This window comes from Paraburkholderia phenoliruptrix (assembly GCF_047325075.1).
Taxonomy (GTDB): Bacteria; Pseudomonadota; Gammaproteobacteria; order Burkholderiales; family Burkholderiaceae; genus Paraburkholderia; species Paraburkholderia phenoliruptrix.
Map to the genome: position 1 here is coordinate 1,069,244 of NZ_CP168531.1, position 26,380 is coordinate 1,095,623.

Here is a 26,380-nt window from a genome sequence, read left to right on the forward strand (position 1 = left end):
GAAAATGTGCGGTTATGGTGTCAACCCGCTTTTCTCGTAATGAAGCGCCAGCGCATCTGCATTCGGACCACCCTTGTCAGCGGAAGGAAGCTGTAGCTTCTTCCCATGCAGTGCCCCGTATTCGGTTGAACGCAATTCCGCCGCAATCACTACTATTGTCGCGCTGGGTTCGATAGTCAAAAGTTGCAAATCGAAGAGAGTATGCAGGTCCGTGCGTAGCAGAAGCCCGTTGCTGACATGATTGGTTTCAGGTCCTTGGTAAGGGACAATGTGTGCCGCTTCTAAGACTTCCAATACTTTGCAGCCGCTGATCGCACAACGATTGCCATAGACTCGAAGCAAGTTGTTTCTGAATGCTGGCTGGCCCTGTCGTCGAACGATAGCTGCCATAGTCTTCGTTCTCGCATCTTCGACGTTGTGTGGATCAAATGCACCCGCTGCTTCGGCTTCGTCCTGCGCGCTGGTTATCTCGACGTTTGATGTGACGCCGCCCGCTTTCGGGTGCCGCCGTTCGATTCGAAACCCCATGGCTTCGAGTTTTCGCTCGACCGTTGTCGCGCCGCCGCTGAAGTCTCGCCAACCTAATGGCCCAAGTTTCGGGAACTGATATTTGTGTGCAGCGCCAAAGATCGCCTTGGAGTCGTATCGCTTGCCATCGATAAGCAGAAAGTAGTCTCGCGCTTTGCCGAAGCCGTATTCTTCAAGGAAAACGTCTCGACCCTTTCGGTCGAATTCTTCAACAGCTTTGAGTACGGCTGCCGGATCGTTCACGTCAGCGAAGGCCATATCGGTCCCCTTGAAATTTAGTTATTGAACTCTCTGTGATTCGGAAAGGGGATCGCGCAATCCGTACCCGTACCGAATCACGCGAATCAAGCTAAGGCCGTCGTAACCATTTCCGGCGCGCTCGCAGTCGGTTTGGGCGCCAGCTTCAGTTGGAAAGAATCCCATCGTTCTTGCAAGGCGGCCAGATCGGGACCCGATGTTCCATTCACGACGAGCGGCTTGCCGTCAAACATATCGTAGCCCGCTGCCACAAGGTCAGGGTGAATCGCGACCGTTAGGTCGGCTGGGTCAATTGCCAGCAGATCGAGATCGAACAAGGTATGCAGGTCACTTCTCAGCAGCAGCCCGTTGTGCGGTCCATTGTCATTTGTCTCAGCGTAAGGTCGGATGTGGGCGGCTTCGACCAACCCCGGAAATGCGCAACCGCTTATCTGACAGGCGAAACCGTACCGAGCAATAAGCCTGTTCCGAAACTTCGCCTGCCCGCGTCTCTGATTCACTTCTCGAAGTACCCGCCTTCGGGCTTCGATGACAGAATGCGGCGCGTCATCGTGCTCAGGGCTATTCAAAGCGTCAATGCCGATGCTGCTGGCGAACTTTTTCACCAATGCATTGCAGTCGGCGTCATCTCGCAACCAAGGTTCGATCCGTGCCAAGTCGATTTCTTTGATGGACATCTGGTCATTGGGCCGAATTACCGCGGCAGCCAATCGGTCCAGAGTCAGTCCTGACGGTGCTGATCGGAACGTTTCCCCATAGTGTGCGGCGAAGGTGTCAACCGTGACTGTTTCGCGCGTTGGTTCTACGAATTCGTGCCGGTTTCGGCACACCCACGGCGGCAGGATCGTCGTCCGGCGCTTGATGTCACTGACGCCGCACGTTGGACAACGTTGGCGCTCCTTCTCACCGGTGCCGGGTTCAATGTCAGTGATTCGTGCAAGCCCAAGAACTTGGGATGGCGACCGAATGACCACCACGTCGTTCGTGGAGACTTGCTGATGGTTCGCGACGAAACTGTCGTATCGGTAAACCAGCGACGGATCGTCTTGATAGCCGGTGTTGCCGCCGTACTGTCGTGCACCGTCAACGGCGAGTAGTGACCACGCGCGTGGATTTCCCATGTTGTCGCTTTCTTGATTGGTCTAAGTGGTTTGTTGGTTTCTCTGCCGACTGTTCTCAGGTTTGGTTTGAATGCTACCGAACCGCGACCGAATTTTCATCTTCGCCGTTGTGGTGCGCGCCAACCAACCGTTGCGAAACCACCGTTTCCTAACAGTCGTCGGATGTATCGGTTTAGGCTGTTGGAAATATAGGGTTGACTATTTCCGACATTTGGTGATATTCTGACACCCTTTTCCAACGCCTTCGGGGTGTCTATGGCGATCTTCGGGTATGGTCGGGTCAGCACGCGCGAACAGACAACCGAGAATCAGCGTCTCGAAATCGAGAACGCTGGTTTCAAGGTCGATTACTGGTTCACGGACGAAGGCATCAGCGGCAAGACCCATGCGTCGCAGCGCCCGCAGTTCGTCGCGATGTTGGACAAGATCAGGGATGGCGAGACGTTGGTTGTCTCCCGTCTCGACAGGCTTGGCCGCGATGCCGAAGATGTGCTGCGGACCGTGCGGACGTTGGCCGAACGAAAGATCGAAGTCATCGTGCTTCAACTTGGGAAACTCGATCTCGGGTCATCTGCCGGGAAGCTGATGCTGACGATGCTATCGGCTGTTGCGGAAATGGAGCGTTCACTGCTGGTCGAGCGCACACAAGCGGGACTCGCACGCGCGAAAGCGGAAGGTAAAGCCCTTGGTCGTCCATCCAAGACGACGCCAGCGCAGCGCGAAGAGATGATGACGAAGTACGCGGCGGGTGAAACGATCAGTGCTTTGGCGCGAACCTACGGCATCTCGCGGGCGAGCGTGCTGGCGGTGGTGAATCCGTCACGTGAACCGACTGGCATGGGACCGGATGGCGTCCCATGTGCGCTCGTTGATTGGTCGGATCGTCGTAAGTCGCGCGGCGCATGAACATCAGCCATCAGACCATGCGGGATCGGCGATCAACACCCGCACAATCGGTAGCTGTCTCATAAACCGGGTTCGCTAACCCGACACTTCGTCTACGAAGGCGATCACCTTGGCGCGTTGTTTCTTGTTCAGGCGGTGAAACTTCAGCAGTAGTTCGGCTTCTTCGTCATCGACTGAATGAAGGTAGGCAACGGGCACTCTCAGGATCGCGGCAAGCTGTTCGATGACCAGTGGGTCGGGCATACGCTTGCCAAGTTCATAGCGGTTCATGCGCGTGCTGGCCGACATCGGGTCTAGTCCGGCTTCGATTCCAAGCCGTTCCTGAGACAGTCCAGCCCGTAGACGCGCTTCTTTCAGCCGCTTTGCGAGTACCGACATGCTTGCCTTTGCAGTACGAAGACAAGAATCGTCGGGTTTTGGTGCGTTGCAACTACTACCGATTTGGTAGTATTCGTCCCCGGGCGGTGGTGATGGCTGACGTATGCCGTGCTGGCGTCCGGGCTTTGGGAATGGGACTACGGGGGACTCACAATGAAAAAATGCCTTTTCTGTGCAGAAGAGATTCAGGACTCTGCGATTCGATGCAAGCACTGCGGTGGCGACATCGCTGCTGCCGAAGCAGCGGCTAAGGAAGCGAAGTTCGAACAGTCGTACAGCAGCGGATTTGGGAAGTTCTGGGCCGTGGTCGGTGCTCTGATCTTCGGGGCACTTGCCTTTGGCGCGTACACGGAACGGCTCTACATCGACATCGCGATCTGCGTTGCATTCGGGCTGGTCTTCCTGTTCTTGGCCCCAAAGGCATGGCAGGTTGGGTTTCTCGCTCGAAATGCGGGGCAACCCGACATCATCATTGCCAGCAGTGCGGGCGAGTTGGCGAAGCAACGCTTTTACTACGAATACGGTGCGCGGGTTTTCTTGACTGGTGGGCTGTTCATCGTTCTTCTGGCCGTCCTATATTTCGTCGTGCCGCTCGACCGCATCGTCTTCGGACCGGGCACTCAGGTCGCTGCGTCGTCGGAAGCGAAGTCGTCGTCGGCGAGTGCCGCAGCAGACGCACAAGCAGCCGCTAGTTCGGCGTCCAGTGATGAAGCAACAAAGGCCGTCGCAGATGGTCAGTCGGCGGGCAGTGATGCAGCGACTTCTGCGGCCCCGGTACAGGCGTCGTCGGACAATGCAACGCAAACGGCGCAACAACCAACGGATCAGGAGAAGGCCGTTAACGTATCGCTCGCATTATCGGCATCGACAGCCAGCGCAGAACAGCAGTCGGCATCGACGACGACACTGAAACCGGATGCAAACGGCACGATGAGCGTTCGTGCCAGCTTTGACTGCGCGAAGGCGTCTTCGGCCATCGAACATCTGATCTGTTCGACGCCGCAAGCCGCAGATGCAGACCTACGTCTTGCGTCGGCGTATTCCGCCGCCCGCGCCAAGGCGAGTGATCCGGCTGCCCTGAAGGCCGATCAGCGGAAGTGGATGAAGAGCGAGCGTGATGCTTGTTCCGACGCGGAGTGTTTGGTCAAAGTCACCGAAGCCCGGATTCAGAAGCTCGCGGCCATGTAGTTTGTGTGGTTAGCGACGTATGCAGAGAACCAGTAACCGCCGTTCATCGGCGGTTTTTCTTGTGGGGTCACGGCAAGACAGCCAGACGTTACTTCCTATCGGGAGCGCCTATTGACGAAAATCTTTGAAGAACCCGCAGTTACCATCGAAACTCTTGAAGCCCATCTTCGCGACAGCGGCGTGGTCCCGTACAATGTGCAGCCCGACTGCATTCGGTTACGCACGGAACAGGGCATAGCGTTCACAATCTCGATCATCGCGTACCGGAAGTTCATCCGGTTCAGCACATACCTTCCCCTGAATCGGCACGCCAGCATCGACCAGAAGCATGAACTGGCGCGGCGTCTTAATGAAGACGTATTCCTTCCGTGTTTCACCATCGACCGAGATGGAGACCTGATCGTGGCGTACTCGCTGCCATACACCGGGGGCATGGTGGCTGGAACCTTTGTTTCCATTGTCAACCGGTTCGCATCGCTGCTGGAATTCGTTGTGGAGACGTACAACGAGAACACGCTGATTGACTTCGGTGCGCCGACAACGGTGCCCGCCGTGGCCGACGCTGGATCAGGGCCGACCAGCAGCGAATTGCTGCACTGATCGGCGAGTCTCCCCGCTATGTTAGCTGGCGTCGTCGCATGTGCTTAGCATGCGGACGATCTTGCCGTTCAGGCATTTGTCCAGTCTGGCTAGCCCGTCAGCGGCGGGCGCAGTATCTACGTTCATCGAGTCGCGGGGCATGTCGTTCAAAAAATTTCCGACCGGCAGTCGCCAGTCTTTCGGCAAGTGGTACTTCTTCGCGATAGCCGCCCCGGCCTTTTGATCGGCGGCGTCCGTGTCCATGCCCTTGTCGATCAGCTTCTGATTCAGGTCCGAGAAATCATCGTAGATGTCCACGTCTTGCTGCGTGGACAGATGCGCCGCATCGGCCTGCAAGACTTTCCACTTGTCCTTGTCGTCCCAAACGGAATGGCTTGGATTCGGGCTATAGTAAGCGTGCGCTACTTCCCTGAATCTGCCGCCTTGCGATTGGGTCACTTCATTGCGACGCACTGATACTTCGACTGAATCTGCGCCGAACGTCGCGACCTTCTCGGCAATTGCGATGGACGTTGCAGACCATTGCGCTGCCGATCCACCGTTGACGCCGACCAGCACCTTTGCAACCTTGATGTTGTTCTCAAACATGTCGCTCAACATGGCCGCTTCGATGTTGAACGGGAGAGCGGTAACTGTCGGTGCGCTTGGATTCGATACCGGCGCTGCTGTGGTCGTCTCGCCAGATTTCCCGCATGCACTCAGCAGCCCGATAGCCAAGCACGTCGTCAGCATCTTCATGGGTTCCCCGCGATGTAATTGTGTATTGCATGTGATTGTAAGATCGATGTCAGTGCGTTGTGCCGTGTGTGCGGCTCACGCTGTGTGTATTGTCATGCGGGATGAACGGCGAGTGGACAAAGGACTGTTGCCGGTGCGTGTGCGATTTCCCATAGGAGATTTATGGAACTTCACCAAGTTGTTCTGTGTCGTGCCTTGTATGCGGAAGCGGAGACGTACCTTGGCCGCAATGAAGGCATTCATGTCGGACTCGCCGTCTCGATTGCGCAAGATGCCGTCGAACTTTTTCTGCGGGCTGTTATGAAGGACCGACCCGTTCCGGGACGAAAAATCGCTGACGATTTCATCAGTTGCATGGACTACATCGACGCCGCAGCGAACCATGATGAGAACAAGTACGTTCCCTTCCGCGCAAGGTTGATCGAATTAAATAAGGCTCGCGTAAATTTCAAACACTATGGCCTGATCCCCGACAAAGCGGATGCGCGACGATTACTCGGGTACGTTGGAGATTTTTTCGACGTTGCAGCGGTACGCTTCTTCGATGTCCGTTTTGCGGACCTGTCCGTTACCGACCTAGTGACATCAACAGCGGTGCGGGAGCGTCTCAAACAGGCCGAGCGCGGTCTACGGGAAGAAGAACTGGAAAGTGCGTTCGGGTATAGCGCGGAAGCAGTTGACGTGGCGATGGGTGAGTTGGTCGCTTTGCTTACTAGGCGGTGGAGCCGCTGGCCGCCGCCATCTTCCATGAGATTCGATGATGCGGCGATGCGTTTGGTCCGCGATCTTGAAGGCTACGTTGACGGTACGGCGTCCAGAAGCGAACGCATGGCGATAATGCTGGCCTTGGCTGTAAACATTACTGACCTTGTTCGGTTCGAATCGATTGTTCCTTTCATTCATCGGATGGCAGCAGGAAACTACGTCTGGGACCGTATGCAGGATGCATCGGGCTTGACTATTTCCGACGCAGAGTTCGCGGTGAGTTTCTCCACCAAGTTTGCGTTGGCGGTCCAAGGAAGGATGCCGCACTCTGACTAGAAAAGGTGCGACGTGAATTTGACCAAAGCCCAACGTAGAAAGCACGCCGAGTCGTATTATTTCGAGCGTGCTCAGGGGTTGCTGGCATGCTGGCCGCGTGGGACCGTGGATGCAACGGGTGAAGAACCGGACATCCTTGTTGACGGACCCGCAGGACGGTACGGGGTTGAAGTGACCGAACTGCTTCGTAGTGACGTGCGTGCAGTTGAAGAATCTCGCAGATTGATTTGCGAAAAGGCGCAGAAGCTGTTCCTGCGAAGGATCAACGCGGACTGCCTTGACGTGAAGGTGGTCTTTCGGGAGCACGCCGCTCTGAGTCCGAAAGCCAAAGATGCCGCAGCGAGTGATCTTGCCGCAATAGTCGGTTCCCGGATCGCTTTGATACCTTCAGGTGTGCTGTCGGCCAGATTGGAGTGCGGGACGGACTTTGAGTCGGATTTGTTTACTTCGGTCTGGCTGCACCATCATCCGAACTGTCCGCGCTCTCGATGGCAACCGGTGGGTGCATGGTGGGTTCCAGTGGCATTGCCAGCGGATGTACAAGCCACGATTGACAGAAAGGAACGCAAGGTTGCTGCGTACAGGAAACGCGTCGAAGACGTCTGGCTGTTGATCGTATTGCAGGGATTCAGTGGGTCGGCGTCGTGGTCAGTACACGATTCAGTGTTGGAGCATCACTTCTGCACATCGTTCGACGGTGTGGTCTTGCTGGACTATGCGATGAACAAGGCGCACTTATTGGCCGGTGCGCGATCAATCTGACCAAGACGAGTCAGTTTTACGGAAGCTGGCGGAATGGGCGACCCCCGAAAGCGTCGCCTGTAAAATGAATCAACCTAGCTTTCGGGCCAACTCGGTTGCTGAAGGATGGTAATACCGCTTCAACATCGCCAAGCTGCGGTGTCCCGACACCGCGGCAAGTTCAATGACGTTTGGCAGCTTCTGCGCCAGACGCGTGATGGCCGTATGCCGCATGTCGTGCCAGTGGAAGTCCTTGATGCCCGCACGTTTGCAAGCCTTTCCCAATGCTTTATGCAGCGTGATCCCTTTGACGGGGATGACCCGACCATCAATGGATCGTGGAAGCGCAGCCAAGGTGGCGACAGCTTTCTTGGACAGTGGGACCGTCCGTGCTGTCCCATTCTTGGTCATCGGCAAATGCGCAGTCTGGGCTTCGAGATCGACGTTTGACCACTGAAGTTCGGTCAGTTCGCCGCGTCGCATGCCCGTCTCCAAGCTCAGAATGGTTGCCGGAAGCAGCCACACGTTGATGCGGCCAGTCGGGACAAGTTCTGCAAGAAGCTGCGCTTCTTCATCGGACGAGAGCACGCGGTCCCGACCTTGGGGCGAAGGTGGTTTGCGGATCAATGCGACGGGATTGGTGATGTTGATGTCCCACTCCCGGCGTGCGTGGTTGATGATGGCCGATAGGAACGCCAGTTCCCGAATCACGGTCGCCGGTTTCACCTGTTTCAGCCGTTCATCCCGATAAGCTGCGACAGCCTTCGGCGTCAGTGCCGCCATGCTGAGTTTTGCCAGTGTCTTGCGACAGGTCGCACGAAGCCGAATGACTGCGTCAGCACCGCCCCGCTGTGTCGGACACACGTCGGTGATGTACCGCTCGATGATGTCTGCGAGCGTGTTGGCTTCGGCTTCACTGCGACTGATGAAGCTACCGCGATCCATCTCCGTTTCGACAGATCGCGCCCATCGTTCCGCGTCTGCGCGAGTGGTGAAGGTCTTCACTTCGTCGGCGAATCCTTTGCGGCGAACTCGGACTTGCCATTTGCCGTCACGTTGGCGTATCGATGCCATTCCAGTCTCCTGTGGGACAGGAGTGGGACAAGATCGATTCTTCGAATGCCGAAAGTCAGATTTGTAGTGACTTCGTCAGGCGTTGGCGATGCGGCGAAATTCGGCAGAGCGTCATGTTAAGACTTGCAAAACAATGACTTAACGCTGCGCCACCCAATCCCCCGACTTGCCCCCATGCTTTTCCATGACCTTCACATCGGTGATGACCATCCCGCGATCGACGGCCTTGCACATGTCGTAAACCGTCAGCAGCCCGACCTGCACGGCGGTGAGCGCTTCCATCTCCACGCCGGTGCGGCCTAGCGTTTCGACTTGCGCGGTGCAGTGCACGGCCGGCAACGTGTCGTCCAGTTCGAAGTCCACTTTGACGCGCGTGAGCGCGAGCGGATGACACAGCGGAATCAGGTCGGCCGTGCGCTTGGCGCCCTGAATCGCGGCAATGCGCGCGATGCCGATCACGTCGCCCTTTTTGGCGTTGCCGTCGCGGATTAGCGCGAAGGTTTCCGGCAGCATGCGGATCGAGCCGCGCGCAACCGCGATGCGCTTGGTCTCCTGCTTGCCGCCGACATCCACCATATGTGCCTTGCCGGCAGCGTCGAAGTGAGTGAGTTCAGGCATGGTTGGCTCCTTCAGAGGGCGCCTATCATAGCAGTGCGGCGCGGCCGCCCGGCGCGCCCGGGCAAGCCGGCTTCGCGCGTCGACTGATTACAATGGCGCCATGCCCGCTATCTTAGTCGTGCGTTGGTCCGAGCAGCGGGCGTCGCTTTTCGACTCCGTCATACGAACTCGCAATGCGTCCCAAACGGTTCCTTGCTGCGTTGCTGTGTGTTGCGCTGGCGGCGCCGCCAGGCGCGTTCGCGCAGGCCCGCGCCGCGTCCGGCGCCGGGCCAGCGCGACCGGTCACGCAGCAGGCCGCTGAGCAGTCCACTGAGCAGTCCGCGGAGCCGCCGCTCGTCAGCGGTCCGGTGGAATCCTATGCTGCCCCGGCCGGCGCGGCCGTGCCGCCCGACATCGCGCAAGGCGTGTTCGGCGTGTACGGCGGCGCGCAAAGCCGTTTTTCCGGCAATTCAGGCGTGAACCGCGGCGCGAATAGCGGCGTCGGCGCCGGCTGGCGGGCGCCGATTGTCGCGCAGCAACTGCCCGACCTGGGCAGCGGCGGCGCCGGTTCGCTCACGCCGCAAGCCGAGCGCAAGCTGGGCGAACGCGTGATGCGCGAACTGCGCCGCGACCCCGACTATCTCGACGACTGGCTCGTGCGCGACTATCTGAACTCGGTCGCCGCGAAACTGGCTGCGGCGGCCAACACGCTGTATATCGGCGGCTACCGGCCGGACTTCGACCTCTTCGCGGTGCGCGACGCGCAGATCAACGCGTTCTCGCTGCCGGGCGGCTTCATCGGCGTGAACACCGGCTTGATTGTCGCGACGCAAACCGAGTCCGAGCTTGCATCCGTGCTCGGCCACGAAATGGGCCACGTCCTGCAACGCCATATTTCGCGGATGATGACCGCCGGCGAGCGCAGCGGCTATGCGGCACTCGCCGGCATGCTGTTCGGCGTCCTCGCGGGCGTGCTCGCGCACAGCGGCGACCTGGGGAGCGCGATCGCGGTCGGCGGCCAGGCCTATGCCGTCGACAACCAGTTGCGTTTTTCGCGTTCGGCCGAGCAGGAAGCGGACCGCGTCGGTTTCCTGCTGCTTGCCGGCGCGGGCTACGATCCGTACGCGATGACCACGTTCTTCGGCCGCCTCGACCGCGCGGCGATGAGCGACACCGGCGTTCCGGCCTATGCGCGCACCCATCCGCTGACAGGCGAGCGGATCGCCGACATGGAAGACCGCGCGCGCCGCGCGCCTTACCGGCAACCGCATCAGGCGGCCGAGTACGGTTTCGTGCGCGCCCGGGCCCGGCTGTTGCAGGATCACTCGCGCAGCGAATACGCCGACGAGGTGTCGCGGCTGCGCTCGGAAATCGAAGACCGCACGGCGCTGAACGTGGCCGCGAACTGGTACGGCATCGCGTACGGCCAGATGCTGCTCGAACGTTACGACGACGCGGCGAGATCGCTGGCTGCCTCGCGTGCGGTTTTCGCGGCGGGAGCTCAGGCGGACGGCGACGCCGCGCGCAGTTCGCCGAGTCTCGACGTGCTCGCGGCCGACATCGCGCGGCGTGCGGGGCGTGACGACGACGCGGTGCGTCTCGCCGATCTCGCGCACAAGCGCTGGCCGCAATCGAACGCCGCGATTGACATGCACATTCGCACCTTGCTGAGCTTGCGGCGCTTCGCCGAGGCGCAGGCCCTGGCGCGCAAAGAGACCGAGGCGCAGCCCGATCAGCCCGCGTGGTGGCTCTACCTCGCGCAGGCAAGCGCGGGCACGGGCGACGCGCTCACGCGTCATCGCGCGCTCGCCGAGAAGTTCGCGCTGGAGGGCGCGTGGCCGTCCGCGATCCGTCAATTGAAGGACGCGCGCGATATGAAGACGATCGGCTACTACGACCTCGCCACTGTCGACGCGAGGCTCCACGAGATGGAGAACCGCTACAAGGAAGAGCGGCTGGATGAAAAGGGCTAGGCGGGAAGTGCGCGGGCGCGACAGCCAGGCAGATCCGGCCGGGCGTTCACGCATGCACGCAAACGCACCGAGACAGGTTGCTGCGTGCCAGAGCTTGGCGCCTCAAACGTTCGCTGCCGGACTCTGCACGAAGCCGAAGCGCGACGCGACTTCCTCGCGCCGTATCGACTGAAGCGGCAAGCTTGCGCCGCCGTTCCAGTGGAAGTTGCCGCTGACCGGATCGTCGGCGAGCGTGGTGTGGTCGGCGAAAACGTCCAGGTCGTGATCGTGCAGAACCGCGATGCGCAGCGGCGCCGAAGTGTGCAAAGGACCGGACGCGCCGGCGAACAGAATGCCGCCCTCGTCGTCGGCATAGACGGCCGAGGGTTCGAAGGGGCTGCCCGCCTGGTCTCTCAAGGCGAGCGCGCCATCGGCCTCCACCGACAAACGCACGACCCACGGCGTATAACCCAACTCCACGTACACGCGCTGCGGCCCGTTCTGGAAGAACCATTGTCCGCGTTCGTCGCACTCATAGTTCCGGTTGATGAAGCCGAGCAGCGCTTCATGGCGAATCGGCACGCCGGACGAGCCGCTCGCCTGCGCGGCTTCGTCGCGCATCCGCCACTGGCCGCGCCGGTCGAGCATCAGCCAGCCCGTGCAGCTCGGGACGTTCGGCCATTTGGCCAAGGCCTGTTTGACGATGTCATCCATGATCGACGTGCTGCTCCAGGTAGCCGAACACGCGCCGCGACAGCCAGTCGATGCGGCCTGGAAACGGTCCGGTCATGAAGCCGGCGTGGCCGCCGTGCCTCGGTTGATCGAGTTCGACCGCCGCCGACACCTCATGCCGCGACGGCAGCGCCTCGGCCGGCAGAAACGGATCGTTGCGCGCATTCAGCACGAGCGTGGGCACCTGAATATGCGGCAGCAAGGGCCGCGTAGTGGCGACGCTCCAGTACTCGTCGGTATCGCGAAAGCCGTGCAGCGGCGCCGTCACCACGTTGTCGAACTCGTACATCGTACGGCTTGCCAGCATGGCCTCGCGGTCGAACAGGCCGGGAAACTGCACGAGTTTCTGGTCGGCCTTCTGCTTGAGCGTCTTGAGGAAGCTGCGCGTATAGATCATGCCGAAGCCTTGCGACAACGCCCGGCCGCCGGCGTGCACGTCGATGGGCGTGGAAATCGCGGCCGCGGCAGCGACCACCGACGCCGCCTCGTCGCGCCGCTCGCCGAGCCAGCGCAACAGCACATTGCCGCCGAGCGACACGCCCGCCGCGACGAGCGGCCCGCGATGCGCGGCGCGCAGGCGTCGCAGAATCCAGTCGACTTCGTTGCTGTCGGCCAGATGGTAGAAGCGCGGCAAGCGGTTGAGCGCGCCGCTGCAACTGCGAAAGTGCGGCACGACGCCGTGCCAGCCGTATTCGCGGGCGGCGGCCATCAGCGTGGACGCATAGTGCGAAGCGGAGCTGCCTTCCAGGCCGTGAAAGAGCACGAGCAACGGCGCGTCGGCGGCAGGAGTCTGACGTGCGGCGTCACTTGTTATGACAGAGGCCGGCGAGTCGTCGTGCCGGACCCAGTCGACGTCGATGAAATCGCCGTCAGGCGTATCCCAGCGCTCGCGGCGAAACGAGACCGCGGGGCGACGCGCGAACAGCGACGGCACGATGGTCTGCACATGCTTGTTGGGCAGCCACAGCGGCGCCCGGTAGAGCAGGTCTTTGGCGGCCTCGAGGGTGGCTTCCACAGCGGCATCCGCGCCAACTGCACGGGAGCTGTCGGCATGCTGGGGTGTCGTCGGTAAAGACGACTTGCTGCGGGGCGTGCTCATGCCGGTAGAGAAGCCAAATTCGGTGCGAAGGTCGGGGCGAAGCGCCGCGGCGCGTCGCGCGCGTTAGTGGAGCGGCCCTTGGCCGTGCCGCATCTTGGTGGCGAACTGGCTGGCCGCTTCGTTCGGCATCGGGCTCGCGTGAATGTGCGCGATGCGCCATTCGCCGCGTTCGTGGACCATCACATACGTGGTGAAAACCATGGCGGGCGTGGCTTTCGGATCGACGGGGCGATGCGCTTCCGCAATCGCGTAGACGACGGTGCCGAGGCTGTCGTAGACGCGAATGTCGAGCGGTTCGATCGAGACCGGCGCTGCCTCGAACTGGATCTGCAAGCCCGCCCGAATGCTGTCGAGGCCGTGCAGATGCGAGCCGTCGGCGCAAATGCAGCTCACGAACTCTTCATCGATCCACAGGCCCATCAGGCTGTCGATATTGACCTCGGCGACGGCCTGGTAATAGGCGTTGAGGGTATCGGCGGCGGCTTCGAAGATGTGGGCAAAACGTGGCATGGCTCGTCAGTCTCTTGTGCGCGGCGCGCGGTTGCGGGTCAGCGGTGAGCGGGGCAGTCCGGGGCACCGGACAATCGCACCCGAGCGCCAGAATGCCCGCGCCGCAAGGCGCGAACATGACGCGACGCGCTCAGGGGCGTGCGGTGTTGCGTGCAAGTGTCAGCCGGCTCAGCGTTGCGCGAGCAACATGCCGCGCAAATCGCCGAAAACCTGCTCGGCGCTCAACTGCTTCAGGCAGTTCAGATGACCGAGCGGACACTCGCGCTGAAAACAGGGGCTGCATTCGAGATGAAGCCATTGTACCTTCGCAAGCTCCGACAGGGGCGGCGTGTGGCGCGGATCCGTGGAACCGTAGACGGCCACGAGCGGGCGGCGCAGCGCCGCGGCGACGTGCATCAGCCCCGAATCGTTCGTGACCACCGCATTGGCCCGCGAGATTAGCGCGCACGCTTCGCCGAGGGCCGTCTGGCCGCACAGATTGCGCACGTTCGGCGCCTTCTCGGCGATGGCCTGGGCGAGCGGCGCGTCTTTAGGCGAACCGAGCGCGACGATCTGCGTGTACGGAAACGACTGGCCGACCATTTGCGCGAGCGCCGCGAAGTGCTCGGGCGGCCAGCGCTTGGCCGGACCGTATTCGGCTCCGGGGCAGAACACGAGCAAGGGCACGCGCGTGTCGAGATTGAAGCGCGCCGATACGCGCGACGCTTCGTTCAGGTCCGTGTCGAGCCGCGGCATCGGCAGGTCGTCGGGAAGCTTTGCGCCCGGTGCGTAGGCGAGGGCGGCGTAATGTCCGACCATCGGCGGGCGCTCGTCTTTGCGCGGATTAGCGTGGCGCACGTTCAGGAGGCCGTAGCGGCTTTCGCCGGTATAGCCGACGCGCAGCCGGATGCCGGCCATCCACGGAATCAGCGCCGATTTCAGCGAGTTCGGCAGCACGTAGGCGGCGTCGTAGCCGACGTCGCGCAAGTCGCTCGCGAGCTGCCAGCGGCGCAGCATCTGCAGCTTGCCGTGCGCGAGGTCGGTGGCGTAGACGTCGCGGATTTCCGGCATGCGTTCGAGCACGGGCGCGACCCAGCTGGGCGCGACCGCGTCGATCGCGATGCGCGGATGCAGTTTCACGAGGCGCGCAAAGAGCGGCTGCGCCATCAATGCGTCACCGATCCAGTTCGGTGCGATAACCAACGCGCGACGCATCAGAATGAGTGTCCGGTGTCGAAACGAAGCGCCGCGCGATGCAGGGCGCTTCGGAAGGGTCAAAGTAAAAGGGAAAACGGCGCCGGCCGGGAGGCGCAATGCCCACGCAGCCGAGGCACCGCGCTCGCGACGCAACATCGTCGTGCTGCCGCCTGCCTGACTTGTGCGAACCCCTCGATACGCAGTCCGCTAGCGAAGGCGGCTCATGCAACCGACAGCTCCGCGCGATCCGCCAGCACAACGACTGGCGAAAGCGCGCAAACAGAGGGGACAACAACCGGTCAGACAGCGGATGCCGCACGCGAGCGAGCAGCGTGCACGTTGAGCGCCCGGGGCTTAGTGACCCTTGATCACTTCGCCGTCGCGCAGCTTGTAACGCGTGCTGCAGTACGGGCAGCGTGCTTCGCCGTGCGAGACGTCGATAAAGACGCGCGGATGCGTGCTCCAACGCGGCATGGCCGGGTTCGGGCAGTACGCCGGGAGGTCCTTTGCCGTGAGTTCGACCAGCGGCATTTCCTTGATATCGCTCATAAGACTTTCTCGTTGTATGCAGGGTGCGTGCGGTGCGCGCCGCGGGTAGGCCGGCTGCCCTGGGAGCCCCGGCAGCCCGGCGCGCGGCCAATGCGCGTTAGATCCTGGTCAGCCAGTGCGCGTATTTTTCGCTCTTGCCGTTCACGATGTCGAAGAACGCCGATTGCAGCTTCTCCGTGATCGGACCGCGGGTGCCCGAGCCGATCGTGCGGTTGTCCAGCTCGCGGATCGGCGTGACTTCGGCGGCGGTGCCGGTGAAGAACGCCTCGTCGCCGGTATAGACCTCGTCGCGGGTAATGCGCTTTTCGATCACCGGGATGCCCATGTCGCGTGCGAGCGTGATGACCGTGTCGCGCGTAATGCCGTCGAGGCACGACGACAGGTCGGGCGTGTACAGCTTGCCGTTGTTCACGAGGAAGAAGTTCTCGCCCGAGCCTTCCGACACGTAGCCGTCCACGTCGAGCAGCAGCGCTTCGTCGTAGCCGTCCGCGACGGCTTCCTGATTGGCGAGAATCGAGTTCACATACCAGCCGGACGCCTTCGCGCGGACCATGGACACATTCACGTGATGCCGCGTGAACGACGACGTTTTCACGCGGATGCCCCGGGCGATGCCGTCTTCGCCGAGGTAAGCGCCCCACGGCCACGCCGCGATGGCCACGTGGATGGTGTTGCCCTTGGCCGACACGCCGAGCTTTTCGGAACCCACCCAGATGATGGGCCGCAGATAGCACGATTCGAGCTTGTTTTCGCGGACCACTTCGCGCTGCGCGGCCGCGAGCGTTTCGTGGTCGAACGGCACGTCCATCTGGAAAATCTTGGCCGAGTTCAGGAGACGCTTGGTGTGTTCCTGCAAACGGAAAATCGCGGTGCCGCCGTCGGCCGTCTTGTAGGCGCGCACGCCTTCGAAAACACCCATGCCGTAGTGCAGCGTGTGGGTCAGCACATGGATCTTGGCATCGCGCCAGTCGATCAGCTTGCCATCCATCCAGATCTTGCCGTCGCGGTCGGCCATTGACATACGGTTCTCCAGCAGGTGCGTGTTGGTGTGAGACCCCAAGCCCGGCGGCGCACGGGGCGCCCGACGGCCCGGAAAGCCGGGACGCGCCCGAAATTTCCGATGGGGTGCAGCGAAGAGCGTTATTTTAGCGTCTTTTGCACATCAAACGGGCATTTGGACGCATGCCGGGCGCTATAATTCGGCACACGCATAATTCGCATCCGGCTGCGCCAGCGGCTCCTTGACGCGCTGGCGCCGATTTCCCCCAATTTCCCTCATCGCGGCCATCCGCGCCCGCGCTTTTCGCCTCATGCTCGCTCGTCTGTCCGATATCGATCGCCGCGCCTTCCGTGAGGGCGCGCGCGACTATTCGCCCACGCTCATGGCGATCTGCTCGTGGGGCCTCGTCACCGGCATCGCCATGAGCAAGTCGGTGCTCACGCTGCCGCAGGCGCTCGCCATGTCGCTCCTGTGCTACGCCGGTTCGTCGCAACTGGCGGTGCTGCCGCTTCTCGCCGCCAAGCTGCCCATCTGGACGGTGCTGCTGACGGCCGCCATGGTCAATACGCGTTTCGTGATCTTCAGCGTCGGCCTCGCGCCTCATTTTTCCTATCTGTCGATGTGGCGGCGCGTGCTGCTCGGCTATTTCAACGGCGACGTGATCTATCTGCTGTTTCTGAAGAAAAACTTCGCGAACGGCTATGTGCCGGGCAAGGAGGCGTATTTCTGGGGCATGGCGGTGGCCAGCTGGCTGTCGTGGCAGGTGGCGTCGATTGCGGGCATCCTGCTCGCGAGCCTGATTCCGGACACCTGGGGGCTCGCGCTCGCCGGCACGCTGGCGCTGCTGCCCATCATGGTCGCGGCGATCGCAACGCGTTCCACGCTCGTGGCGGTGTGCATCGCGGGCATCGTCGCGCTGCTCGCGTTCGACCTCCCGTACCGGCTCGGGCTGCCGCTCGCGGTGATCGCCGCGATCATCGCCGGCAGCGCGGCCGATCTGATTGCCGAGCGCGCCGATTTGCGCCGCATCCGAAACAGCGCGGGAGATTCGCAATGACATCCGTGGAAGTCTGGCTGACCATTCTCGGCATGACCTTGGTCACGGCTGTAACGCGGGCGATGTTTCTGATCGGCGGCGAGCGCATGGTTTTGCCGGCGCGCGTGCAGCGCATGCTGCGCTACGCGCCCGCCGCGGCGCTGGCCGCCGTCGTGTTGCCGGACGTGCTTGGCACGCCCGAGGGCCTGTCGTTCGCGCCGTCCAACCACGAGTTCTATGCCGCACTCGCAGGCCTCGGCTGGTTTTTGTGGCGCCGCACCATGCTCGGCACCATCGTCGTCGGAATGGTCGTGTTCACGTTCTTGCGGCTCGTCATGTAATTCGCGGGCTGGGCGTGCTGCATTGCGTCATGGCGGCCCGGTACTCGAATACGGGAGATTCCGCCCGCGCGGGTCAGAAGGCAGTGGGGATCAGTTAAAATGCCGCTTTCCGGGATGACCGCGCCGATGCCTGGCGCCTGCGCCGCGGGCTTGTCGCCGCGCTCCCGCATCGTGGAGCCGCCGTGCCGACGCGCTTGGGTTCGCTGGGCGCAAAGCCGTGTGCGCCGTCCGCCACCGCCTTCCCATCAACTCGCACACAAACGCCCATGAACAAGGTATTGCGTCTCTCCGATCTGATCGCCGAAGGCAAGCTGTCCGGCAAACGGGTGTTCATCCGCGCCGACCTGAACGTGCCGCAGGACGATCAAGGCAACATTACCGAAGACACCCGCATCCGCGCGTCCGTGCCGGCCGTGAAGGCCGCGCTCGACGCAGGCGCCGCCGTGATGGTCACCTCGCACCTGGGCCGCCCGACCGAAGGCGATTTCAAGCCGGAAGACTCGCTCGCGCCGGTCGCGAAGCGGTTCGCCGAACTGCTCGGCCGCGACGTGCCGCTCGTCGCGAACTGGGTGGAAAACGGCGTGAACGTCGCGCCGGGCCAGGTCGTGCTGCTGGAAAACTGCCGCGTGAACAAGGGCGAAAAGAAGGATTCGGACGAGCTCGCGCAGAAAATGGCGAAGCTCTGCGACATCTATGTGAACGACGCATTCGGCACCGCGCATCGCGCTGAAGCGACCACGCACGGCATAGCGAAATATGCGCCCGTGGCGTGCGCGGGCCCGCTGCTCGCCGCCGAGCTCGAGGCGCTCGGCAAGGCGCTCGGCGCGCCGAAGCGTCCGCTCGTGGCGATCGTCGCGGGTTCGAAGGTGTCGACCAAACTGACCATTCTGAAGTCGCTCGCCGAGAAGGTGGATCAGCTGATCGTCGGCGGCGGCATTGCCAATACGTTCATGCTGGCCGCGGGCCTGAAGATCGGCAAGTCGCTCGCCGAAGCCGACCTCGTGAGCGAGGCGAAAGCCATTATCGACGCAGCGAAGGCGCGCGGCGCCTCCGTGCCGATCCCGACGGACGTGGTCACGGCCAAGGAGTTTTCGCCGACCGCCAAGGCCGAAATCAAGGCCGTCGCCGATGTGGAGGACGACGACATGATTCTCGACATCGGGCCGGAAACCGCGAAGACGCTCGCCGCGCAGCTGGAAAAAGCCGGCACCATCGTGTGGAACGGCCCCGTCGGCGTGTTCGAATTCGACCAGTTCGGCAACGGCACGAAGACGCTGGCCGACGCGATTGCGAGGTCGTCGGCGTTTTCGATTGCAGGCGGCGGCGACACGCTCGCGGCGATTGCCAAGTACGGCATCCACGACAAGGTCAGCTATATCTCGACGGGCGGCGGCGCCTTCCTCGAGTTCCTCGAGGGCAAGAAGCTGCCGGCGGTCGAAGTTCTGGAATCGCGGGCTTAACGTGGCGGCGCGCTCCCCATCGGCGAAGTCTGCAAAAGCGAACGCTCAGCGCGGCAAGCCGCGTGACACCGCGGCAGCCACGGCAGGGGAGCGCAGCGCGCGCTCCGACGCCGCGACGGCGGCACGAGAGTCCGAACTGGCCAGCACGGTTGCCGCCGCGCTGGCCACCACGCTTGCCGCTGCCGGCGAAGCCGGGCCGGCGGCCAGCCAGTCAGAAGAATCCGGGCCGACCGAAGCGCCCGTGGAGTCGACCACCGCGACCGGCGTAGCGAAATCGTCCAGCCTTGCAGCTGACGAATCCGCCGCGCCGGGCACGGAACTCCCGGACGCCGAAGTCGTGTCCGCACCCCCGCCGGCGCTCCGCGCGCTGGTGTCGAACACCGCATCACCCCATAAAGCGACGCTGGTTTCAACCGGCGCGCAGCCCCAGGCACCTTCTTTCGGTGCGCAGCCTCCGCATCCGACTCGCAGCGCTTTTCCCAGCGATCCCATCCAGACGAGGAGACTCATGCATCGCGCCACCAAGATTGTCGCCACCATCGGACCGGCTTCCAGCACGCCGGAAATCCTGCTGCAAATGATTCAGGCAGGCGCCGACGTGGTGCGGCTCAATTTCTCCCACGGCACGGCGGACGATCACCGCCAGCGCGCCGAATTCGTGCGCGAGGCGGCGCGCCAGGCGGGCCGCGAGGTCGCCATCATGGCGGACCTGCAGGGCCCGAAGATCCGGGTCGGCAAATTCGAAAACGGCAAGGTCACGCTCACCTCGGGTGAGCCGTTCATCCTCGACGCCGACTGCGAGCTCGGCAACCAGGAGCGCGCCGGCCTCGACTACAAGGACCTGCCGCGCGACCTGAAGCCGGGCGACGTGCTGCTGCTCAACGACGGCCTCATCGTGCTGAATGTGCAGCGCGTGATCGGCAACGAAATCCATACGATCGTGAAGATCGGCGGCGACCTGTCTAACAACAAGGGTATCAACCGCCAGGGCGGCGGCCTGTCTGCGCCTGCGCTGACCGCGAAGGACATGGAAGACATCCGCACGGCGATGGCGCTCGGTGTGGATTTCGTCGCGGTATCGTTCCCGAAGAACGCGACCGACATGGAAATGGCGCGCCAACTGGCGAACATCGCCGGCGCGCCGTACGGCATCAAGCCGAAGATGATCGCCAAAATCGAGCGCGCGGAAGCCATTCCGGCGCTGCAAGGCATTCTGGACGCGTCGGACGGCATCATGGTCGCGCGCGGCGATCTCGCCGTGGAAGTGGGCAATGCCGCAGTCCCGGCGCTGCAAAAGCGCATGATTCGTATGGCGCGCGAGTCGAACAAGTTTGTGATCACCGCGACCCAGATGATGGAGTCGATGATCTACGCGCCGGTGCCGACGCGCGCCGAAGTGTCGGACGTCGCCAACGCGGTGCTCGACGGCACGGACGCGGTCATGCTGTCCGCGGAATCGGCGGCGGGCAAGTACCCGGTACAGACCATCGAGACCATGGCGGCGATCTGCGTGGAAGCCGAGAAGTCGGAGCAGTCGGAGCTGGACAAGGATTTCCTCGACCGCACGTTTACGCGCATCGACCAGTCCATCGCGATGGGCGCGCTTTTCACCGCCTATCACCTGGGCGCGAAGGCGATCGTGGCGTTGACGGAATCCGGCTCGACCGCGCTGTGGATGTCGCGTCACTGGACGCACGTGCCGATTTTCGCGCTCACGCCGCGCGTCGGCAGCGAACGGGCCATGGCGCTGTACCGCAACGTGACCTCGCTGCATCTGGACACCAACACCGACCGCGACACGGCGTTGCAACAGGCGTTGGAGACAGTGGTCAGCAAGGGTTACGCATCGCGCGGCGACATGGTCGTGCTGACCGTCGGCGAGCCGATGGGGCAGGCCGGCGGCACGAATACGCTGAAGATCGTACGGGTCGGCGAGCCGTATTGATCGGCGGTATTGCTCGACCGGCACAGGCTGAATGAGCGAAGCAGACTGCCGTGCCGCGCGACGCGTCGCTTTGGGCGACGCAGCGGCGGTCGGCGCGCGGGGCATGAAGCCGTCTCCCCGCGTGCGCGGCGGTGCCCGTAGGTACGCGGTTTGCTTCGCGATAAAATCGCCCAAAAGATGCCGGCGGCACAAGAATTCGTTTCAATCTAAGGAGTTACAGCATGCCTCTCGTATCAATGCGTCAACTGCTGGACCACGCCGCTGAAAACGGCTATGGCCTCCCCGCATTCAACGTGAACAACCTGGAGCAGGTGCAGGCCATCATGGCCGCGGCCGACAAGGTCAACGCGCCGGTCATCATGCAGGCATCGGCCGGCGCGCGTAAGTACGCGGGCGAAGCGTTCCTGCGTCACCTGATTGAAGCCGCAGTCGAGTCGTACCCGCATATTCCGGTCGTGATGCATCAGGATCACGGGCAGTCGCCGGCGGTTTGCATGGCGGCGATCCGCAGCGGTTTCACCAGCGTGATGATGGACGGCTCGCTCGAAGCCGACGGCAAGACGGTCGCATCGTACGAGTACAACGTCGAGGTGTCGCGCAAGGTGGTGGAAGCCGCGCACTCGATCGGCGTCACGGTGGAAGCGGAACTGGGCGTGCTCGGCTCGCTGGAAACCATGAAGGGCGACAAGGAAGACGGCCACGGCGCGGAAGGCACCATGACCCGCGAGCAACTGCTGACCGACCCGGAACAGGCCGCCGACTTCGTCAAGCTCACGCAATGCGACGCGCTCGCCATCGCGATCGGCACCTCGCACGGCGCCTACAAGTTCAGCAAGAAGCCGACGGGCGACATTCTGTCGATCCAGCGCATCAAGGAGATTCACCAGCGCATTCCGAACACGCACCTGGTGATGCACGGCTCGTCGTCGGTGCCGCAAGAATTGCTCGCGGAAATCCGCGAATTCGGCGGCGACATGAAGGAAACCTACGGCGTGCCCGTCGAGGAAATTCAGGAAGGCATCAAGCACGGCGTGCGCAAGGTCAATATCGACACCGACCTGCGTCTCGCGATCACCGGCGCCATCCGCCGCTATATGGCGACGAATCCGTCGAAGTTCGACCCGCGCGACTACCTGAAGCCGGCGCGCGAAGCGGCGATGAAGATCTGTATCGAGCGCTACACGCAATTCGGCTGCGAAGGCCAGGCAGGCAAGATCAAGCCGGTTTCGCTTGATAAAATCGCGGAGAAGTACAAGTCGGGCGAGCTCGCGCAGGTCGTCCGCTGAGCGTCCGCGTCGGACGTTTGATAAGCGGTACGTGAGTCACCGCGTGGCTCCGCACCTGGCCGTCCGGCCAGGTTGTCGTTAGATCGCCGTTCCCGCATCATCCGGGGAACGGCGTTTCCCTTTTGTTCCGGTCACACTTTTTTGCCTCACTTTTAGCGAACCACGACGATGTCTACCCTCTACGAATCCACGCTCCGCTCGCTGCCGCTGCTCGGCCGCGGAAAAGTCCGCGACAACTATGCGGTGGGCAACGACCAGCTGCTGATCGTCACGACCGACCGTCTGTCGGCGTTCGACGTCATCATGGGCGAGCCGATTCCGAATAAGGGGCGCGTGCTCAACGAAATGGCGAACTTCTGGTTCGAGAAGCTTCAGCACGTGGTGCCGAACCACCTGACGGGCGTCGCGCCGGAATCCGTGGTGGCCGCCGACGAAGTCGAGCAGGTCAAAGGCCGCGCGGTCGTGGTCAAGCGCCTCGAGCCGATTCTGGTCGAAGCCGTGGTGCGTGGCTATCTGGCCGGTAGCGGCTGGAAGGACTATCAGGCCACCGGTTCGGTGTGCGGCGTGCAGTTGCCGCCGGGCCTGCAGAATGCGCAGAAGCTGCCCGAGCCGATTTTCACGCCGGCCGCCAAGGCCGAAATGGGCCATCACGACGAAAACATCACCTACGACGAGATGGAGCGCCGCATCGGCACCGAGCTGTCGGCCACGATCCGCGACATCTCGATTCGCCTGTATAAGGAAGCCGCGGACTACGCGGCCACGCGCGGCATCATCATCGCGGATACGAAGTTCGAGTTCGGTCTCGACAACCACGGCAAGCTGTACCTGATGGACGAGGCGCTCACCGCCGACTCGTCGCGTTTCTGGCCGGCCGACCAGTATCAGGTGGGCACCAATCCGCCGTCGTTCGACAAGCAGTTCGTGCGCGACTGGCTGGAAACGCAGGACTGGGCGAAAGAACCGCCCGCGCCGAAGCTGCCGGACGAGGTCGTGCAGAAGACGGGCGAAAAGTATCAGGAAGCGCTCGAACGTCTGACCGGACACAAGCTCGCCTGACCGGATCCGCGAACGGAAGCGCAAGCAGCAGCCGCAACACAAGCCGCAAACAGGAAGCCGCAAGATGAGTGAAGCACAAACCGCCCATACGCATGGCGCGCCGGTTGTCGGCGTGCTGATGGGCTCCAGCTCCGACTGGGAAGTCATGAAAAACGCCGTGGCGATTCTGCAGGAATTCGGCGTGCCGTACGAAGCCAGGGTCGTCTCTGCCCACCGCATGCCGGACGAAATGTTCGCCTATGCTGAAAGCGCGCGCGAGCGCGGCATCCGCGCAATCATCGCCGGCGCGGGCGGCGCGGCGCATCTGCCGGGCATGCTGGCCGCCAAGACCACGGTGCCGGTGCTCGGCGTGCCGGTGGCGAGCAAGTACCTGAAGGGCGTCGACTCGCTGCATTCGATCGTGCAGATGCCGAAGGGCGTGCCCGTCGCCACGTTTGCGATCGGCGAGGCAGGCGCGGCGAATGCGGCGCTCTTCGCGGTGTCGATCCTGAGCGGCACGAGCGCGGAATACGCGGACAAGCTCGCCGCCTTCCGCGTGCGCCAGAACGAAGCGGCTCACGCAATGGTGTTGCCGGCGCTGTGAGCGCCAGAGTGATTTTTTGCAGGACGTTCCCTGTCTGACCTACCGGCCAGGCGCTTGCCTCTGCGCAACTGCAGGCACGCCGGGCCGCGACCGACCACCAAGATGAACCCAGACAACACACCGGTTTCACCGATTCTGCCCGGCGCATGGCTTGGCATGGTCGGTGGCGGCCAGCTCGGCCGCATGTTCTGCTTTGCCGCACAGGCAATGGGCTACCGCGTTGCCGTGCTCGACCCGGACGAAAGCAGCCCGGCGGGCGCGGTCGCGGACCGCCATCTGCGCGCCGCCTACGACGACGAAGCGTCGCTGACCGAACTCGCGCGACTGTGCGCGGCCGTGTCGACGGAATTCGAGAATGTCCCGGCCGCGAGCCTCGATTTTCTCGCGAAGACGACCTTCGTGAGCCCGGCGGGCCGCTGCGTCGCCGTGGCTCAGGACCGCATTGCCGAAAAGCGCTTTATCGCGTCGTCGGGCGTGACGGTCGCGCCGCATGTCGTGATCGAATCGTCGGACGCGCTCGCCGCGCTCGACGATGCCGCGCTCGAAGCGGTGCTGCCCGGCATTCTGAAAACGGCGCGCATGGGTTACGACGGCAAGGGCCAGATCCGCGTGCGCAATGCCGAGGAAGTGCGCGAGGCGCACGCGTCGCTCGGCGGCGTGCCGTGCGTGCTCGAAAAGCGCCTGCCGCTCAAGTTCGAAGTGTCCGCGCTGATCGCGCGCGCGTCGAGCGGCGCGTCGGTTGTCTATCCGCTCGCGCAGAACACGCACCGCGACGGCGTGCTTGCGCACACCATCGTGCCGGCGCCGGACGCGAGCGCGACGCTCGTCGAGCAGGCGCAGCAGGCCGCGCTGCAAATCGCCGACAAGCTTGGCTATGTGGGGGTGCTGTGCGTCGAGTTCTTCATTCTCGAAGACGGCTCGCTGGTGGCGAATGAAATGGCGCCGCGTCCGCATAACTCGGGCCACTACACGGTCGACGCGTGCGCGACGAGCCAGTTCGAACAGCAGGTCCGCGCGATGACCGGCATGCCGCTCGGCGACACGCGTCAGCATTCGCCGGCCGTCATGCTGAACATTCTCGGCGACGTGTGGTTTCCCGACGGGCCGAAGGGCGCGTCGGTGACGCCGCCGTGGCACGAGGTGGCGGCGATGCCGGCCGCGCGCCTGCATCTGTACGGCAAGGAAGAGGCGCGTTGCGGCCGCAAGATGGGCCACGTGAACTTCACGGCCGCGACGCTCGAAGAAGCCCGCACGGCGGCGCGCGACTGCGCGCGGCTTCTGCATATCGCCACGAGCTGACGCGCGCGCCATGCCCGATCAACAGAAACCCGTTCAGGCCGGCGCGGCTGGCGTGCCTCTGCAAGCCGGCGTGACTGCGCTGCCGGTGAGCGCCGAGCAGATCGCGCATGCCGCGGCGCTGCTCGACGCGGGCGGTCTTGTCGCGTTTCCGACCGAGACGGTCTATGGCCTCGGCGGCGACGCCGAAAACCCCGACGCCGTCGCGCGCATCTACGCGGCGAAAGGGCGGCCGGCGAACCATCCGGTGATCGTGCATCTGGCCCCGCAGGGCGATCCGAACTATTGGGTCGAGCATTTGCCGCAAGAGGCACAGCGTCTGATCGACGCCTTCTGGCCCGGACCGCTGACGCTCATTCTCAAGCGTGCCGCGCGCATTCCCGCGGCGGTCAGCGGCGGTCAGGATTCCGTCGGCTTGCGCTGTCCGTCGCACCCGGTGGCGCAAGCGCTGCTCGAGGCGTTCAGCGCCTTGCGCAGCGGGCATGGCGGCGTGGCGGCGCCGTCGGCGAATCGTTTTGGGCACGTCAGCCCGACCACCGCGCAGCACGTGCGCGACGAATTCGGCAGCGCGATTCATGTGCTCGACGGCGGCGCGTCGGACGTCGGGATCGAGTCGACTATTCTGGATTTGTCGCGCGGGTTTCCCGCGTTACTGAGGCCGGGTCGCGTCACGCCGCAAGAGATCGCCGACGTGCTCGGCGAAGCGCCGCGCCTGCCCGACGGCTCCGACGCGACCGCGCCGCGCGCTTCTGGCACGCTGAAGGCACATTACGCGCCGCGCACGCCGCTCGCGCTGCTGCCGTTCCCTGCACTCGAGCCGTTGCTCGCCGCGCGCGCAGCCGGCGAGCGCGTCGCGCTCGTCGCGCGGGCCTCGCGGGCAGGGCAGTGGGCGGACGCCGAGGGTGTGTATTTCATCGCCGCGCCGGAAGATCCGCATGTCTATGCACGCGAGTTGTACGGCTTGCTGCGCGCGCTGGATCGCGCCAACGTCGCGCGCATTCTGATTGAGAAGCTGCCGGATACCATCGAATGGATCGCCGTGAACGACCGGCTTGGCCGCGCCGCGGCGGCGTTCGAGGCGCAAAGCCACGTGTGAGTTAAGACTTCTTTCTTTCGCCGCGAGCGTCTGAGAACCTCGCCCAATAAAAAACGCCTGGCTGTAGGTAAGCCAGGCGTTTTTCACTTC

28 protein-coding genes are annotated in these 26,380 nt (G+C 63.0%); 15 read left to right on the forward strand and 13 right to left on the reverse strand.

Features of this window, described 5'->3' with window-relative positions; all coding sequences use genetic code 11:
• Nucleotides 1-12 precede the first annotated feature (12 nt).
• Both ACEN8U_RS16965 and ACEN8U_RS16970 read right to left on the reverse strand, forming a co-directional pair.
• On the reverse strand, nucleotides 13-786 hold the full coding sequence (locus ACEN8U_RS16965) for an HNH endonuclease (protein ID WP_413658606.1): 774 nt from the start codon (nucleotides 784-786) through the stop codon (nucleotides 13-15).
• Nucleotides 787-872: 86 nt separating this feature from the next.
• The gene (locus ACEN8U_RS16970; protein WP_413658607.1) at nucleotides 873-1,907 is read right to left on the reverse strand and encodes an HNH endonuclease; all 1,035 of its coding nucleotides are present in this window, start codon (nucleotides 1,905-1,907) and stop codon (nucleotides 873-875) included.
• Between the two features lie 255 nt (nucleotides 1,908-2,162).
• Here ACEN8U_RS16970 and ACEN8U_RS16975 point away from each other — a divergent pair, with 255 nt between their 5' ends.
• The gene (locus ACEN8U_RS16975; RefSeq protein ID WP_413658608.1) at nucleotides 2,163-2,813 is read left to right on the forward strand and encodes a recombinase family protein; all 651 of its coding nucleotides are present in this window, start codon (nucleotides 2,163-2,165) and stop codon (nucleotides 2,811-2,813) included.
• A gap of 75 nt (nucleotides 2,814-2,888) precedes the next feature.
• On the opposite strand, the gene ACEN8U_RS16980 is transcribed toward ACEN8U_RS16975, so the two are convergent.
• Complete coding sequence (locus tag ACEN8U_RS16980; RefSeq protein WP_413658609.1) at nucleotides 2,889-3,191, reverse strand: helix-turn-helix domain-containing protein; 303 nt, start codon at nucleotides 3,189-3,191, stop codon at nucleotides 2,889-2,891.
• A 153-nt stretch (nucleotides 3,192-3,344) separates the two neighbouring features.
• Between ACEN8U_RS16980 and ACEN8U_RS16985 the strand changes: the two genes are divergently transcribed.
• Together ACEN8U_RS16985 and ACEN8U_RS16990 are read left to right on the forward strand one after the other, a co-directional pair.
• The gene (locus ACEN8U_RS16985; RefSeq protein WP_413658610.1) at nucleotides 3,345-4,379 is read left to right on the forward strand and encodes a lysozyme inhibitor LprI family protein; all 1,035 of its coding nucleotides are present in this window, start codon (nucleotides 3,345-3,347) and stop codon (nucleotides 4,377-4,379) included.
• Between the two features lie 111 nt (nucleotides 4,380-4,490).
• Complete coding sequence (locus ACEN8U_RS16990; protein ID WP_413658611.1) at nucleotides 4,491-4,979, forward strand: YbjN domain-containing protein; 489 nt, start codon at nucleotides 4,491-4,493, stop codon at nucleotides 4,977-4,979.
• A 21-nt stretch (nucleotides 4,980-5,000) separates the two neighbouring features.
• Here ACEN8U_RS16990 and ACEN8U_RS16995 read toward each other — a convergent pair whose 3' ends face one another.
• A complete protein-coding gene (locus ACEN8U_RS16995; protein ID WP_413658612.1) occupies nucleotides 5,001-5,717 on the reverse strand; it encodes a hypothetical protein in 717 nt (238 codons plus the stop codon).
• Between the two features lie 162 nt (nucleotides 5,718-5,879).
• Between ACEN8U_RS16995 and ACEN8U_RS17000 the strand changes: the two genes are divergently transcribed.
• Both ACEN8U_RS17000 and ACEN8U_RS17005 read left to right on the forward strand, forming a co-directional pair.
• Nucleotides 5,880-6,758 (forward strand): hypothetical protein, encoded by an 879-nt coding sequence (locus ACEN8U_RS17000; protein WP_413658613.1) that lies wholly within the window; start codon nucleotides 5,880-5,882, stop codon nucleotides 6,756-6,758.
• A 12-nt stretch (nucleotides 6,759-6,770) separates the two neighbouring features.
• Nucleotides 6,771-7,520, forward strand: coding sequence for a hypothetical protein (locus ACEN8U_RS17005; RefSeq protein ID WP_413658639.1), 750 nt, complete (start codon nucleotides 6,771-6,773; stop codon nucleotides 7,518-7,520).
• 69 nt (nucleotides 7,521-7,589) lie between these two features.
• Here the strand turns inward: ACEN8U_RS17005 and ACEN8U_RS17010 are convergent, their stop codons facing one another.
• Nucleotides 7,590-8,573: a tyrosine-type recombinase/integrase gene (locus ACEN8U_RS17010; protein WP_413658614.1), complete on the reverse strand. Its 984-nt coding sequence runs from the start codon at nucleotides 8,571-8,573 to the stop codon at nucleotides 7,590-7,592.
• A 138-nt stretch (nucleotides 8,574-8,711) separates the two neighbouring features.
• Complete coding sequence (gene moaC / locus ACEN8U_RS17015; RefSeq protein WP_413658615.1) at nucleotides 8,712-9,191, reverse strand: cyclic pyranopterin monophosphate synthase MoaC; 480 nt, start codon at nucleotides 9,189-9,191, stop codon at nucleotides 8,712-8,714.
• 173 nt (nucleotides 9,192-9,364) lie between these two features.
• On the opposite strand from moaC, the gene ACEN8U_RS17020 reads away from it, so the two are divergent.
• On the forward strand, nucleotides 9,365-11,143 hold the full coding sequence (locus tag ACEN8U_RS17020) for a M48 family metalloprotease (RefSeq protein WP_015003673.1): 1,779 nt from the start codon (nucleotides 9,365-9,367) through the stop codon (nucleotides 11,141-11,143).
• A 102-nt stretch (nucleotides 11,144-11,245) separates the two neighbouring features.
• Here the strand turns inward: ACEN8U_RS17020 and ACEN8U_RS17025 are convergent, their stop codons facing one another.
• From ACEN8U_RS17025 to ACEN8U_RS17050, 6 genes are all read right to left on the reverse strand, one after another.
• Nucleotides 11,246-11,836 carry a DUF2946 family protein gene (locus tag ACEN8U_RS17025; RefSeq protein WP_015003672.1) on the reverse strand — a complete coding sequence of 197 codons (591 nt, stop codon included), beginning with the start codon at nucleotides 11,834-11,836 and terminating at the stop codon, nucleotides 11,246-11,248.
• Nucleotides 11,829-12,953, reverse strand: a complete 1,125-nt coding sequence (locus ACEN8U_RS17030; RefSeq protein ID WP_041745751.1) for a YheT family hydrolase — start codon at nucleotides 12,951-12,953, stop codon at nucleotides 11,829-11,831. Before ACEN8U_RS17030 ends, ACEN8U_RS17025 begins: the two co-directional genes overlap by 8 nt.
• Before the next feature lie 63 nt (nucleotides 12,954-13,016).
• Nucleotides 13,017-13,463 carry a nuclear transport factor 2 family protein gene (locus tag ACEN8U_RS17035; RefSeq protein WP_013589523.1) on the reverse strand — a complete coding sequence of 149 codons (447 nt, stop codon included), beginning with the start codon at nucleotides 13,461-13,463 and terminating at the stop codon, nucleotides 13,017-13,019.
• A gap of 168 nt (nucleotides 13,464-13,631) precedes the next feature.
• Nucleotides 13,632-14,657 (reverse strand): lipopolysaccharide heptosyltransferase II, encoded by a 1,026-nt coding sequence (gene waaF, locus ACEN8U_RS17040; RefSeq protein WP_041745748.1) that lies wholly within the window; start codon nucleotides 14,655-14,657, stop codon nucleotides 13,632-13,634.
• Between the two features lie 336 nt (nucleotides 14,658-14,993).
• Nucleotides 14,994-15,188 (reverse strand): zinc-finger domain-containing protein, encoded by a 195-nt coding sequence (locus ACEN8U_RS17045; RefSeq protein ID WP_013589521.1) that lies wholly within the window; start codon nucleotides 15,186-15,188, stop codon nucleotides 14,994-14,996.
• A 97-nt stretch (nucleotides 15,189-15,285) separates the two neighbouring features.
• Complete coding sequence (locus ACEN8U_RS17050; RefSeq protein ID WP_041746384.1) at nucleotides 15,286-16,209, reverse strand: branched-chain amino acid transaminase; 924 nt, start codon at nucleotides 16,207-16,209, stop codon at nucleotides 15,286-15,288.
• Between the two features lie 289 nt (nucleotides 16,210-16,498).
• On the opposite strand from ACEN8U_RS17050, the gene ACEN8U_RS17055 reads away from it, so the two are divergent.
• The 3 genes from ACEN8U_RS17055 (at nucleotide 16,499) to ACEN8U_RS17065 (ending at nucleotide 19,025) form a co-directional block, all read left to right on the forward strand.
• On the forward strand, nucleotides 16,499-17,245 hold the full coding sequence (locus tag ACEN8U_RS17055; protein WP_015003668.1) for an AzlC family ABC transporter permease: 747 nt from the start codon (nucleotides 16,499-16,501) through the stop codon (nucleotides 17,243-17,245).
• Complete coding sequence (locus tag ACEN8U_RS17060; RefSeq protein ID WP_041745746.1) at nucleotides 17,242-17,565, forward strand: AzlD domain-containing protein; 324 nt, start codon at nucleotides 17,242-17,244, stop codon at nucleotides 17,563-17,565. The genes ACEN8U_RS17055 and ACEN8U_RS17060 overlap by 4 nt, the downstream gene beginning before the upstream one ends.
• Before the next feature lie 266 nt (nucleotides 17,566-17,831).
• Nucleotides 17,832-19,025, forward strand: a complete 1,194-nt coding sequence (locus ACEN8U_RS17065) for a phosphoglycerate kinase (RefSeq protein ID WP_015003666.1) — start codon at nucleotides 17,832-17,834, stop codon at nucleotides 19,023-19,025.
• Between the two features lie 45 nt (nucleotides 19,026-19,070).
• Here the strand turns inward: ACEN8U_RS17065 and ACEN8U_RS17070 are convergent, their stop codons facing one another.
• On the reverse strand, nucleotides 19,071-19,406 hold the full coding sequence (locus ACEN8U_RS17070; RefSeq protein WP_041745742.1) for a hypothetical protein: 336 nt from the start codon (nucleotides 19,404-19,406) through the stop codon (nucleotides 19,071-19,073).
• Between the two features lie 127 nt (nucleotides 19,407-19,533).
• On the opposite strand from ACEN8U_RS17070, the gene pyk reads away from it, so the two are divergent.
• The 6 genes from pyk (at nucleotide 19,534) to ACEN8U_RS17100 (ending at nucleotide 26,290) form a co-directional block, all read left to right on the forward strand.
• Nucleotides 19,534-20,970, forward strand: a complete 1,437-nt coding sequence (gene pyk, locus ACEN8U_RS17075; RefSeq protein WP_013589516.1) for a pyruvate kinase — start codon at nucleotides 19,534-19,536, stop codon at nucleotides 20,968-20,970.
• 221 nt (nucleotides 20,971-21,191) lie between these two features.
• Complete coding sequence (fba, locus tag ACEN8U_RS17080) at nucleotides 21,192-22,256, forward strand: class II fructose-bisphosphate aldolase (protein WP_013340394.1); 1,065 nt, start codon at nucleotides 21,192-21,194, stop codon at nucleotides 22,254-22,256.
• 168 nt (nucleotides 22,257-22,424) lie between these two features.
• A complete protein-coding gene (locus tag ACEN8U_RS17085) occupies nucleotides 22,425-23,315 on the forward strand; it encodes a phosphoribosylaminoimidazolesuccinocarboxamide synthase (protein WP_013589514.1) in 891 nt (296 codons plus the stop codon).
• A 64-nt stretch (nucleotides 23,316-23,379) separates the two neighbouring features.
• Nucleotides 23,380-23,898, forward strand: coding sequence for a 5-(carboxyamino)imidazole ribonucleotide mutase (gene purE, locus ACEN8U_RS17090; RefSeq protein ID WP_013340392.1), 519 nt, complete (start codon nucleotides 23,380-23,382; stop codon nucleotides 23,896-23,898).
• A 102-nt stretch (nucleotides 23,899-24,000) separates the two neighbouring features.
• Nucleotides 24,001-25,197, forward strand: coding sequence for a 5-(carboxyamino)imidazole ribonucleotide synthase (locus ACEN8U_RS17095; protein WP_013589512.1), 1,197 nt, complete (start codon nucleotides 24,001-24,003; stop codon nucleotides 25,195-25,197).
• 10 nt (nucleotides 25,198-25,207) lie between these two features.
• A complete protein-coding gene (locus ACEN8U_RS17100) occupies nucleotides 25,208-26,290 on the forward strand; it encodes an L-threonylcarbamoyladenylate synthase (protein WP_015003663.1) in 1,083 nt (360 codons plus the stop codon).
• Nucleotides 26,291-26,380 lie beyond the last annotated feature (90 nt).